This is a genomic window from Viridibacillus arvi, from assembly GCF_001274945.1.
GTDB classification, from domain to species: domain Bacteria; phylum Bacillota; class Bacilli; order Bacillales_A; family Planococcaceae; genus Viridibacillus; species Viridibacillus arvi.
The window spans coordinates 932,645-944,003 of record NZ_LILB01000001.1 but is presented as its reverse complement, the minus strand read 5'-3'; the positions used below and the strand labels follow the sequence as shown (position 1 = coordinate 944,003).

14 protein-coding genes and 1 pseudogene are annotated in these 11,359 nt (G+C 34.0%); 9 read left to right on the top strand and 6 right to left on the bottom strand.

All coding sequences use genetic code 11. From position 1 onward, the window contains the following. Positions 1 to 110 precede the first annotated feature (110 nt). Positions 111 to 302, bottom strand: a complete 192-nt coding sequence (locus AMD00_RS04460; RefSeq protein WP_053415867.1) for a hypothetical protein — start codon at positions 300 to 302, stop codon at positions 111 to 113. Positions 303 to 565: 263 nt separating this feature from the next. Between AMD00_RS04460 and AMD00_RS04455 the strand changes: the two genes are divergently transcribed. Beyond that, the gene (locus AMD00_RS04455; RefSeq protein WP_157059169.1) at positions 566 to 1,504 is read left to right on the top strand and encodes a serine hydrolase domain-containing protein; all 939 of its coding nucleotides are present in this window, start codon (positions 566 to 568) and stop codon (positions 1,502 to 1,504) included. A gap of 70 nt (positions 1,505 to 1,574) precedes the next feature. Beyond that, positions 1,575 to 2,111 carry a hypothetical protein gene (locus AMD00_RS04450; protein ID WP_053415865.1) on the top strand — a complete coding sequence of 179 codons (537 nt, stop codon included), beginning with the start codon at positions 1,575 to 1,577 and terminating at the stop codon, positions 2,109 to 2,111. A 639-nt stretch (positions 2,112 to 2,750) separates the two neighbouring features. Here the strand turns inward: AMD00_RS04450 and AMD00_RS04445 are convergent. Beyond that, positions 2,751 to 3,536, bottom strand: a complete 786-nt coding sequence (locus AMD00_RS04445) for an SDR family oxidoreductase (RefSeq protein WP_053415864.1) — start codon at positions 3,534 to 3,536, stop codon at positions 2,751 to 2,753. 381 nt (positions 3,537 to 3,917) lie between these two features. On the opposite strand from AMD00_RS04445, the gene AMD00_RS04440 reads away from it, so the two are divergent. The 3 genes from AMD00_RS04440 to AMD00_RS04430 all read left to right on the top strand — a co-directional run bounded on the left by AMD00_RS04440 (position 3,918) and on the right by AMD00_RS04430 (position 6,601). Next, the gene (locus AMD00_RS04440; RefSeq protein WP_053415863.1) at positions 3,918 to 4,136 is read left to right on the top strand and encodes an AAA family ATPase; all 219 of its coding nucleotides are present in this window, start codon (positions 3,918 to 3,920) and stop codon (positions 4,134 to 4,136) included. 148 nt (positions 4,137 to 4,284) lie between these two features. Further along, entirely contained in the window at positions 4,285 to 6,030 is a 1,746-nt protein-coding gene (locus AMD00_RS04435) for a glycoside hydrolase family 35 protein (RefSeq protein ID WP_053415862.1), read from the top strand. Between the two features lie 280 nt (positions 6,031 to 6,310). Further along, the gene (locus tag AMD00_RS04430) at positions 6,311 to 6,601 is read left to right on the top strand and encodes a calponin homology domain-containing protein (protein ID WP_053415861.1); all 291 of its coding nucleotides are present in this window, start codon (positions 6,311 to 6,313) and stop codon (positions 6,599 to 6,601) included. 178 nt (positions 6,602 to 6,779) lie between these two features. Here the strand turns inward: AMD00_RS04430 and AMD00_RS04425 are convergent, their stop codons facing one another. Together AMD00_RS04425 and AMD00_RS04420 are read right to left on the bottom strand one after the other, a co-directional pair. Then, positions 6,780 to 7,217 carry a DUF3021 domain-containing protein gene (locus AMD00_RS04425; RefSeq protein ID WP_083446106.1) on the bottom strand — a complete coding sequence of 146 codons (438 nt, stop codon included), beginning with the start codon at positions 7,215 to 7,217 and terminating at the stop codon, positions 6,780 to 6,782. Between the two features lie 4 nt (positions 7,218 to 7,221). Beyond that, on the bottom strand, positions 7,222 to 7,662 hold the full coding sequence (locus AMD00_RS04420) for a LytTR family DNA-binding domain-containing protein (RefSeq protein ID WP_053415860.1): 441 nt from the start codon (positions 7,660 to 7,662) through the stop codon (positions 7,222 to 7,224). A 188-nt stretch (positions 7,663 to 7,850) separates the two neighbouring features. Between AMD00_RS04420 and AMD00_RS04415 the strand changes: the two genes are divergently transcribed. Further along, positions 7,851 to 8,480, top strand: a complete 630-nt coding sequence (locus tag AMD00_RS04415; protein WP_053415859.1) for a CPBP family intramembrane glutamic endopeptidase — start codon at positions 7,851 to 7,853, stop codon at positions 8,478 to 8,480. Positions 8,481 to 8,706: 226 nt separating this feature from the next. On the opposite strand, the pseudogene AMD00_RS04410 reads toward AMD00_RS04415, so the two are convergent. Further along, positions 8,707 to 9,259: pseudogene (locus tag AMD00_RS04410) on the bottom strand (tyrosine-type recombinase/integrase); the annotation flags it as partial. Position 9,260: 1 nt separating this feature from the next. Beyond that, positions 9,261 to 9,520, bottom strand: a 260-nt coding sequence (locus AMD00_RS23860; protein ID WP_245639478.1) for a site-specific integrase, incomplete at its 3' end; no start/stop codon positions are given. 214 nt (positions 9,521 to 9,734) lie between these two features. Between AMD00_RS23860 and AMD00_RS04405 the strand changes: the two genes are divergently transcribed. From AMD00_RS04405 to AMD00_RS04395, 3 genes are all read left to right on the top strand, one after another. Then, positions 9,735 to 10,307, top strand: a complete 573-nt coding sequence (locus AMD00_RS04405; RefSeq protein WP_407701118.1) for a DUF6141 family protein — start codon at positions 9,735 to 9,737, stop codon at positions 10,305 to 10,307. A gap of 229 nt (positions 10,308 to 10,536) precedes the next feature. Next, positions 10,537 to 10,935 carry a DUF3139 domain-containing protein gene (locus AMD00_RS04400; RefSeq protein WP_053415857.1) on the top strand — a complete coding sequence of 133 codons (399 nt, stop codon included), beginning with the start codon at positions 10,537 to 10,539 and terminating at the stop codon, positions 10,933 to 10,935. A gap of 243 nt (positions 10,936 to 11,178) precedes the next feature. Further along, on the top strand, positions 11,179 to 11,359 hold a 181-nt coding region (locus tag AMD00_RS04395; RefSeq protein ID WP_053415856.1), incomplete at its 3' end, for a hypothetical protein.

Below are 11,359 nucleotides of genomic sequence, written 5' to 3'. Positions count from 1 at the left end.
TAAGCCCGGTGGAATACCGAACTCAGGTCTTAGAAGCTGCTTAACTAAATATGTCTAACTTTCTTGGGTCAGTTCATTTTAATTGCATAGTGCTTATTTTTTAAAACAAACTATTCAAGTACAAACTCAACTTCTTTGTTTTCATATACAACTTCTCCGTTAATAATCGTGCTTCCCCTAAAAGTAATTAAATTTAGTAAATAAGCATTTAATATTTTATCGTTGAGCTCAGTTGCATTGAAATTTTCGAAAATGCCACCATCTAAAAGCAACTCACCCATGACCATAAAACGCATTCGCATTGGATTTGCTTTTTCTTTTTCAAAGAACGTTGATTACTTTTTAATACCCTATTGTAGAAGAGATTTGTAATATATTGAGTAGAGTTGTATTTAAACTAAAGTGGGCTTTAGTAAAAAGATCGTTGAGCTGTTTAGACAGCTCTTTTTTTTACAGCTAAAGGAGCGGGTTAGCATAATAAAGAAGGAAATAAGTTATAAAAGGAGAATATAAATAAGTTATAAAAGGAGAATATTTAGTAGTGTTTTTGAAAGGGGCTAGAGATATGAGTGAGATATCTTTTTTTGAGTTAGAAAAGAAACTTAAAAGTATTAGAATTGAAGCTTTTGTCATTCATAAAGGGAATACACGGATCTTCGAATACTTGAAGAATAAAAAGGTCGTAGAAAAGCCTTCAAAGGTTTATTCAATTACAAAGAGCATTGTTTCTATATTAATTGGAATTATGGTAGTTAAAGGATTAATAAAAAATATTCACGAACCCATTCAAAACTATTTTCCAGAAATATTGGAGTCTAATCATCCGCAAAAGAAAGAAATTACAATATTTCATTTGCTGACCATGACTTCGGGGCTAAAAGTAGGGAAATTCCAAGGATCAAAAAATTGGGTTAAATTCATACTAGGACAACCAATTATACATAAACCAGGTTCAACCTTTCAATATAATTCAGGAGACTCTCATTTACTAAGTGCGATAATACAAAAAATTTCTGGAATTCCCACCGCTTCATTTGCTGAAAAATATTTATTCTGTCCATTAGGGATAAAAAAATACAATTGGGTAAAGGACCCACAAGGAATTCACGGGGGTGGTTTTAGTATTTCGTTAAATTTAGAGGATATGGTGAAGATTGGATTGTTATTTTTAAACGAAGGGCGATTTAATTCAAATCAGGTGATTTCATCCACCTGGATCATTCAGGCAAAAAGACCATATAAACAAGTTGAAACCACAAAAGAAGGAACATATGGATATGGTTATCAGCTGTGGACTTATGAAGATACTAATACTAACACCCCGATGGATTATTACTATGCTAGTGGCCTGTTTGGACAATATATATTTATTGTTCCGAAGTTAAATATTATGGCTGTGGCAAAAAGCCATCTACAAAATGACCAGCAATCTGCACCGAGACTCTTTTTCGAAGAGCTATTAGGTAGTTGGCTGGATGAGACATTTGAGCAAGTGAAATTGTAGCTTATTAAACACAGTCCATTATATCGGTTTTCCAGCTTGTATATTCAAAAATTATTAGGAGTGGCTAAGAATGTGTATCGAAAATAAGAAATTATACCCTAATTGCCCAATTATATCTAGGAAAGTAGTAGTTGGTGGACTTACGAAACTGCAACTTATTCAAAAATTGCAACAACACTCTATTTTGATGAATGAATATGGGGAGAGGCTGATAGCAGATGATAAATTCACGACTTCTGATACAAAGTACAGCCTGCAGACCGTCGAATTAACCGTTAGCGATCTTGGCTTTCCTAATGGAGCTAATACTACTCAGATTTTTAAAAGAGCGAGCGATCTTGGTTTGGAATTGTGTCCGCTTGAGCTAGCAGCTCACCTTAGACTGGGGTATTTGGATCAGCCTGAAGGTTATTCGGGGAATTCTTTACAGCATCAAGCTCCATCTGGCTCTATCACAATAGCATCCGAGATACTAACTGAAGACGATGATTTTCCGAAGGGCTTTTATCTTAGACGAATAAATGGAGCGTTGTGGCTTCGTGGATACCGTGCTGATCATCTGCACATTTGGAATCATGATGATCATTTTATCTTTTGCCAAACTTGACGAAGTGATAAATTATTAGAGTGAAAAATGGCACCTTATAAGACAAACTAAGGGGCTCAAAAAAACAATGGAGAGAACCGATTCAGAATGCAGAGAACGAAATAGCAAAAAGAACAGAGTATTTCCAAATGATAGATCCATATGAAAAGTTGAGTGATTTTTCACCAAAACCATTGCTAATTATTAATGATGATCAAGAAACAGATTCACTATTTACTTATTCATAAGAACTCTATGAATAGTTGTTACCATTGTACGCTGGACAGCCAGAAAATCTTCGACTCAACATGCCTTTTGTCGATCACCAATTTAATTATTATATGAAACTTGAAGCTTGCAATTGGTTTGAAAAGCATTTTGGTATTCATTAATAGGATACTATTTTTGACAATCCTTATTGTGCTAACGGGGGCAAAGTATTGGCTGTCTTACATGGCAGCCTTTTCTTATTGAGTAGTAAAGCTAAATACTGCCGTGAATTTTTATTATGTGAGGTAAAAACAATATTACCTAAAATGAAAAATAGCTTATTGATATATCAATAAGCTCGGTATTTTACGTGATATTTCCATTGAGAATAAATAGATCTCTATGGCAGTACTTTTAACGGTCTCATCATTTCATTATATGGCAGCTCTCTTAAATGTTCATATCCCACCACTTTTGTTCTTCTTGCTTCATCTGTTTTTCCGTTTGCTGAGGATAGGCGGTTCGGAATTTATGATGGTCAGCTGGGATGATTTCTACCATTTTTGCAATCATATCTTCCGGATCAAGCTGGTTCTTTAACCCCTTTTCCGCCTTTTTTATATCCTCTTTCTTCGTGAAGTTTTTCTCTTCATCGTACCATGTCCATAGCTCTTCTGCAGATCGATCATTAAAACCTGTCTTGAAGGAACCAGGATTAATGGTGGCAACTTTTACTCCAAATCCTTCAAGTTCCAAGTGTAGGACATGGGCAATTGCTTCAATCGCGTGCTTTGTAGCTTCATATGGACCGCCATTTGGAGATGCTATAATTCCAGATTGTGAACTCATAAAGACGATTTTCCCACTTCCCTTTTCAACCATCTTCCGTGCAGCTATCTGCACTGTTTCCAACGTTGCGAAAACATTTACCTCAAAAAGTGCCCGAAACCGTTCCATCGGCACTTCCCCGAGCGGCCCTCGTTCATTAATGGCAGCATTTGCAACAAATACGTCAAAATCATATTTCTCAATCTTTTCCAGATCCAAAGGGTTCGTAATATCGACTTTAATCACCTCTATATCCAGTTCCAGGTCATTTGCTTCCAGCAGGAGGTCCGTTTTTTGAGAAGTCAGCTCTGTAGTCGCAATTACACGATGGCCTTTTTTGGCAAGACCAATTGCTGCACCTCTGCCAAGTCCGGTGCCTGCACCAGTAATGAAAATTGTTTTGCCCATGTTAAATTCCTCCATTCAAAATAGCATGCCAATATATTGTTCCCAATAACAGTAAGGACAAACCGAATATAGCGAAAATATTTATTGGAGAAAATGGCGCGATTCTTGAAAAAAGTTCGCTTTTTTTAAGAACTAACGGGGCAGTTTAGACCAAGATGGAATTCCATTTTATAAAGAATTTAATACTAGTTTCGGTGAATCATATCATAAGTAACTTCAAACTTGCATGATACAAACCAGATTTTATAACGATAAAATTAAAAGAAGTAATAATTTCAAAAATCACTTTGAGGTTATTACTTTTTTAATTTTCTGATATTATAATAGTAATAGGGAATTTTTTTCAAATAGACAAAATGATACTAAATAGAGAGGATACTAATGAATCTTAAAAGTCTAAATGTAGGGAATTTTCTTAACTTTGAAAGGGTAAGTATTGATTTAACAAATCAAAATGGTGTATTTGGTATGAACGATGTAGGTAAAACAAATTTGCTGTTTGCTATCAGATTCTTATTGGATAGAGTTATCAGTAAAAATGGCTTTAGGGAATCAGATTATTTTAAAAATGTAATAGACAGAGTGATAAGAATAACATGAGGTGTAGATTTATCTAATCGCTTAAAAAATGAAGATTCTCAGCATATATTAGCCAAAGTTGGAGGAGCAAGGTCAAGTAATGAATTAGAGACTTAAGTAAATGCTCTATTCTTGTACATGCACACAAAGTAAAAGGGAGAGAAGTCATTTGTCTAATTTAACGGTAAAAGGAAAAGATTTATATTTGAATGGAGAGCCATTTCAACTTATTTCTGGAGCAATACATTACTTTCGAATCGTTCCAGAATACTGGGAGGATCGGTTGCTAAAGCTGAAAGCATGTGGCTTTAATTGTGTAGAGACATATGTGGCATGGAATCTGCATGAGCCGAATGAAGGGGAATTTAACTTTTCAGGACTTGCAGATATTGAAAAATTTATTCAGATTGCTGAAAAAGTGGGCTTATATGTCATCGTCCGCCCAAGTCCTTATATTTGTGCGGAGTGGGAGTTTGGTGGTTTGCCAGCTTGGCTACTTGCTGATCGAAATATGCGCGTTCGTTCATACTATGAGCCATTTTTAGAAAAAGTGGATCGTTATTATGATGTATTGTTAGAAAAAATGCGTCCGCTGTTATCGACAAATGGCGGCCCGATAATTGCCATGCAAGTAGAAAATGAGTATGGAAGTTTTGGTAATGACAAGGCATATTTAAAGCATTTGCGAGACGGTATGATTTCGCGTGGCATTGATGTGCTATTGTTCACATCAGATGGTCCATCAGATTTAATGCTAAAGGGTGGAACAGTCGAAAATGTTTTGGCAACCGTAAACTTTGGTTCGAGGCCAGAAGAGGCTTTTGGAAAATTACAGGAACATTTCCCGGATACACCTAATATTGTTATGGAATATTGGAACGGATGGTTTGACCATTGGGGTGAGGAGCATCATACACGGGATCCTCATGAGACAGCTAAAACCTTTTTTGAAATGATTGAACAAGGAAATTCAGTTAATTTTTACATGTTCCATGGTGGAACGAACTTTGGTTTCTATAACGGTGCTAATTATGACGGCAAGCATTTACCTACGGTTACCAGCTATGACTACGACTGTCCAATCAGTGAGGCAGGAGATATTACTCCTAAATTTTATGCTGTCAGAGAGGCGCTTGCTAAACTTCGAGACATTGGTGAACTTGTATTGCCGGCACCGATTCCGAAAATCAGTTATGGTTCCATAAAAATGGAAGAATCTATTAGTCTATTCGATGCGCTAGAAAATATTTCTCAGCCTATTCGACGTGCAAATCCAGAAACAATGGAAGAATTGGGTCAGAATTACGGATTTACATTGTATCAGACTTTTATTAATGGACCACATGAAAAAGCTCCATTAACTATAAAGGACGTGAAAGATAGAGCACTTGTATTCGTCAATAGACAATATATCGGTTTAATTGATCAGTGGGACAACAATTCGCTTGATATTGAGATTCCTAAAGAAGGAGCCACTTTGGAAATTCTCGTTGAAAATATGGGGAGAGTGAATTATGGACCTGAGTTATATGATAAGAAGGGGATTACCCGTGGTGTTCGATTTCATTACCAGTTCCTATTCGATTGGACAATTTATACATTGCCTCTCGATAATATTGAACAACTTGTTTTTAAGAAAGACGCAGTTAAGCATAAAGGTCTCCCTACCTTCTACCGTGGAAAGTTTGATGTTGAGGAGATTGGGGATACATTTGTTGAGTTGCCTGGGTGGAAAAAAGGGGTTGTATTCATTAATGGATTTAACCTTGGGAGATATTGGGAGGTTGGTCCGCAGGAGACCTTATACTTACCTGGGCCACTGTTGAAAAAAGGTGAAAATGAACTCATTGTCTTTGAACTCCATGAACATGAAAATGATAGCATTTCACTCATTAATGAACATAAATTAGGCTAAACAAGAAACACTATGAAATCGATTATTCAAGCCGATTTCATAGTGTTATATTTTTGTGAAGACGCCTATTGTCAATCTTTTACCCTACCGTAATGACTAAAAAACGTTGTAGACAAAGGAGAAATTACAGAGATTACTGCAGAAGTAAGATTAGAAGATTTCAGAAGGACGCAGGAATGTTGGACCTTATGATACAAGTGTATATAGTAAATTAACTATAAAACAGAGGGGGAATGTAATTGCCGCACTTGATTATTATAGACGTGCGAGAAATGAATTAATGAATAAAGGTATATATAGTGAAAATGATATAAGTAAAAGAAAAGAAGATATGCTAAAAAGAACCGAAGAATACTACGAGGCATACTCAAAATCATCTGAAGAGGTAAAAAATACGTACGATAAGAAAAGCGGTAAGATTGATGTATATAACCACGCAGCTAGTGAAATGTTGTTCAACATAAAACTGGCTAATGATACTTACGACCATTGGGGAAAAGCATTTAGTACAACACAGATTAATACTATGTCTTCTCTATTGAAGTATGTAGGAATGGATATGGAAAAATAAAGAGTAGATAAAAACAAACTTAAAAACCACAAAGAATAAAAATTTCTCTGTGGTTTTTATGATTATTTTACTTGTTTATATTTATCAAGAGGTTTATTAATTTAAGGCATTTTACAAGTTAATAGAGTAGGAAAAATGAAGAAATAATAATGGTATTATTTAAGTGTTCTCTAGAATACTATTGATTATTACTACTGTCTGTATGCACAATGATTTTCTTCTTCATTTTTTTCACTTCCGATTTACTATAAAAATAAAATAACAGCCAAACTAGTGCAAAAATTAATACATTAAATAGCAACAATAGGATCGTTAGTTTTATCGAAAATGTTGGAATCCATTTTAAAGAAAAGGCAACAACTATAAAGGTACCTATAGATATAAAAAAATGACAAGCACTTTGTTGTAAGAATGTTAAACGTTCTATTCTATAGATATATGAAGGGAGTATACAAGCAATTCCAACAATAATCGATCCTAATACTTGTTGGGGAAAACTAGCCATAACAGCATTTAAAAACAAATCCCCTTTAATCCAATATCCTATAAGGTTAACAGTAACAAAAACTGTACATCCCATACTTATTCCGAATCCTAAACTTTTGAAAATGTTCATGTAACTATACCCCCAAACGCTCTTTAAATATTTTTTTATAATTACGAGAAATCACTTCTTTTATTCCTAAAATAAGCTCAATTTCCATTGTTCCATTAAAGGAAGCTTCAATATTCCTGATTTTTCTAGGATTAATTATTGCAGATTTAGAAATCCGGATAAAATCATCACCTAGCTGCTGTTCTAACTCATATAAAGGTTTACTCATAATAACACGATTACCATCGTCGCTATATAGTACTAATTCTTTTCCTTCCGTTCTAATAACAATTACAGAATTAGGTTCGATAATATGTACTTTATTGTTTGCAGTCCCTGTTAAAATTTGTTCATTTTCTTGTTGTAAGAGTGAGATTGCAGCCTGAATAGCTGGTGTTAATTTGGACACGCAGATTGTTATATAGGGTTCATCGATTTGTGTATCAATTTTTATTTCTATCTTCATCTCTATCACCTCTCCCTAAAAATATAGCATAAATTACGATTCGAATAATGAAGGTTATATTTAATAAAAAGCATTTCACCTAACAATAAAGACATGTTACTCGTAAAGTATTGTTACTAAACTTTTATGTCGTTATATTTGGCTTTAACAAAAGTAATTTAAAAATATAACTCAAGGAGGCAGCTAGTATGAACGAGATAACAACGCTAAAAGACCGAATTAAGACGGGATGGATATTAGTAAGCATATCAAGCATGCTTACAATAAGTGTTATTTATTGGTATATAAATAATCCTAAGAGGTTTATTGAGAATGGATGGGGATATTCACCGGAAATGTTACTTAATTTACCAATGTGGTTTTTCACTTTATTAATTGTTATAGGTTATATTTCCTATACAATGATTGCAATACCTTATGTAAAAAGAAATTTATTAACATTTTCTTGGCTTAAATTAATTGGTATATGGGCTGCTATTGTAAGTGGAATAGTAGAAGAAGTTGTATTTAGACATTTGCTCATGGATTATGTATTATCTATTGGATTATCAAATCTTTCACAAGTGTTAATCTCAGGCATTGCGTTTGGAATTGCTCATGGTGCATGGGTATTATTGCGAGGAGAGATAAAAATTGCACTTCCAGCAATTCTTTCAACTACGATCTTAGGTTGTTTTCTTGCTATGCTCTATATTTATACTGGAAGGAGCACCTTTGCACCAATTATAGCTCATATTTTAATCAATATGGTAATAGAGCCATGGTTAATGTTATCTGCCATTTCAGGGAAATGGAAAATAAATAAAAGTTTAAAGTAATAATTGAGGGGGGATGTTGAATAATTTCGCCTCTCGAAATTTAATAACTTTATGGGAAAAAGGCTAGTTAATATACCACCGTTAGCAAATTGATGGTTTTTCAGAACCTATGAGAGATTAAGGTTAATCGTCTTTCAGCTATGAGGCTCAGTTTTATAATCTAAGTTCTTCAACTAACGGGTACATTAGTAAAAGGGCAGCGTCATATAGACGTTGTCCTTTATTATTAAAAGTACTTTTGATAAAACTCTTTTCTAAGTCTCCCACTTAATTGAGCATAAGTCCGAGTGGTTTCGCTTTTCTCATGCCCAATTAGACTTTGAATGACTTCAATAGGTGCACCATTGTTTAATAAATGAGTAGCGTAATTATGTCTGAGTTGATGTGGATGTATCTCTTTATTAATTCCTGCACGATTTGAGATTCGCTTGATGATATATCTCATTTGGGCGACGCTCATTTTATGAGGATGTCTTTCAGTCACGAAGATGGCTGGATCAGTGTCATTTCGATTGTCAATATAGCGTTTAAGCCATATTTCACTCCTTATATTAAAATAAACTTCCCTCTCCTTATCACCTTTTCCTCTTACTATCGCAGATCGATTGGACCAATTAATGTCGTTCTTTTCCAACGAAACAATTTCCCCAATTCGGCAACCTGTAGAGAACATAAACTCAAACATCGCTTTCTCCATTTCGGTATGACAAGCTTCACGAAGAAGTTCAATTTCCTTTTCAGATAAATACTTAGGTATCCGTTTTCCCACTTTAGGCTCTNAGGTGACCTTCTTCATGAGACCACCGAAACAAAGACTTCATAAAGCGAATTCTATGTGAAAGGCTAGATGGTTTTAAATGCTTCCCTGTAACCGAAAGATATTCTTTCAGTAGATTTGTTTCTATATTTGTTATTTCTATATCCTTAAAATATTTAATTAGTAATGAGGCTTGGAGTCGATAAGCTTTCAATGTCTGTGGGGAAAAACCTTCAATTCGTTTGTCTGATTCAAATGCTTCCCCTGCTTTTGACAGTAACATTGTTTCTACCTCCTAAAAAGTAATTAATAAAGGGATTATTGCCAACTCTATTGAAATATAGACATATTGATATTTTACTAACGGGGCAGTTTAGTTGAGTAAGAGAAATAGATAAAAGGCTCTTTTCGAAAGGATTGTTGCAATCTCAATAAAATAATTTTTTTTACATTTTTATGGTATTTTATTTACAGGAGCTTATTCAACTAAAGAGCAGATTTGTTTAAGAAGAAAGGATATTAACTTAAGCAAGGAGTGGATAGAAATTAGTAAAGGCAATGATTCTGTTTTATATCGAGAAGTTCAACGGCCAAGACAATTACTATACATAATAGTGATAATTGCGGTTTCAGGAATTTTTTGGTGGGGGTTTATCCAACAGGTTATTTACGGAATTCAATTCGGAGATAAACCGATGTCGGATATTGGGTTGGTAATAGTTTGGGTTTTGTTCGGTTTGATGATGCCCTTGTTAGCACTCCAAGTTAAGATGATAACTGAAGTACGTGGAGATGGGGTGTATATAAAATTTGTCCCCTTCCATTTTGAATACCAAGACTTTCGTTATCAAAGTATTCGGGATTATAAAAGTGTTTCTTTTAGTTCGCTAAAACGATTTGGAGGTTGGGGGATTCGTATTAATCTAAATGGAGAACGCCTTTATAATATTGCAGGAAGCGAGGGTGTCGAATTAAGGTTAGCTTCAGGAGACATTGTTATAATAGGCTCAAAAAATCCTGATGAGCTCAAAAAGGCATTAGATTTATCTTTCATAGATAATACTAAATAATCTTCATGATATTTACCAACTATCAAATTTTCAATTTTTCTTCTTAAACATATCATCATTATTGGTTTATTTACACAAAAGTCTCTAAACAGCTAAGTAGAGGTAAATATTAATTCAGTTTCTTCAACTAAAGGGGCAGTTTAGTACAAGAAGAGTTAAAAAAATATTAGCAAGGACATTTGGAAACCAATATTCTATAATGGGATTTAAATACAAAAGAGGTGTTTTTATGTTTAAAGATGGTGGGATTTTGAATAAGAAAGTAAAAATCATTTTATTCATATTTCTTTTGCTTATATGTGCAGTTTTCTTTGCTGCTTATTTAAAGATAGAAATCACTAAAACTGAATATGAAAAGAGAGTGACTAGTTATTTAGTGGATGAGAAGGGATATGAAAAGAAATACATAAAATCTGTTGATGGAATATATGGAGTAAAAATGCCGCCATTTTATGTAATAGTAGTTTTTGAAGATGAACCTTATGTTAAATATATCTATTATGCACATAACGGGGTAAATCAAATGGAATATGTTCTCACAGAAGAGGCGAAAAAGAGTAATATTGATAAATCTGATTTGAAAAATTATGATCCTTTTAATGAAATCGAAAAATATATGATCGATTAATTCCATATACTATTATTCAACTAACGGGGAGCTTTACTTCAATAAGGAGTAGAGCCTTTTTCTTATTGAACTAACGGGGCAGTTTAGTTCAATAAGCCATATAGATTTTTACTTATTATAAATGGAAAATTTATATAAAATTGGAACATCTATTTGTTTCAAACGTATTAAAGTAAAGCAGCAGGTTAAATGAATAAAGAAGATTGAAAGGAAAGTAATTCATAAAAAAAGGAGGTATAGAAGGTGGACTTATTACTCTGGATAACTACTGGTTTCATGCTAATCGGATTAGTTGTTCTCGTTTCTATGAAAAAAGGTATGGAAAGTAAGGTCGCTTTTATAAAAGCAAATATGGAAGACGAGGAAAATTTATCAAAAGCTAAATCTGTAATTTGGTGGATATGGGGTACCACTGCTTGGGGAG

Excerpts from the sequence above, each read along its gene's own strand:
- AMD00_RS04460 (WP_053415867.1), bottom strand. The coding sequence starts at position 302 with ATGCGAATGCGTTTTATGGTCATGGGTGAGTTGCTTTTAGATGGTGGC.
- AMD00_RS04455 (WP_157059169.1), top strand. The coding sequence starts at position 566 with ATGAGTGAGATATCTTTTTTTGAGTTAGAAAAGAAACTTAAAAGTATT.
- AMD00_RS04450 (WP_053415865.1), top strand. The coding sequence starts at position 1,575 with ATGTGTATCGAAAATAAGAAATTATACCCTAATTGCCCAATTATATCT.
- AMD00_RS04445 (WP_053415864.1), bottom strand. The coding sequence starts at position 3,536 with ATGGGCAAAACAATTTTCATTACTGGTGCAGGCACCGGACTTGGCAGA.
- AMD00_RS04440 (WP_053415863.1), top strand. The coding sequence starts at position 3,918 with ATGAATCTTAAAAGTCTAAATGTAGGGAATTTTCTTAACTTTGAAAGG.
- AMD00_RS04430 (WP_053415861.1), top strand. The coding sequence starts at position 6,311 with ATGAATAAAGGTATATATAGTGAAAATGATATAAGTAAAAGAAAAGAA.
- AMD00_RS04425 (WP_083446106.1), bottom strand. The coding sequence starts at position 7,217 with ATGAACATTTTCAAAAGTTTAGGATTCGGAATAAGTATGGGATGTACA.
- AMD00_RS04420 (WP_053415860.1), bottom strand. The coding sequence starts at position 7,662 with ATGAAGATAGAAATAAAAATTGATACACAAATCGATGAACCCTATATA.
- AMD00_RS04415 (WP_053415859.1), top strand. The coding sequence starts at position 7,851 with ATGAACGAGATAACAACGCTAAAAGACCGAATTAAGACGGGATGGATA.
- AMD00_RS04400 (WP_053415857.1), top strand. The coding sequence starts at position 10,537 with ATGTTTAAAGATGGTGGGATTTTGAATAAGAAAGTAAAAATCATTTTA.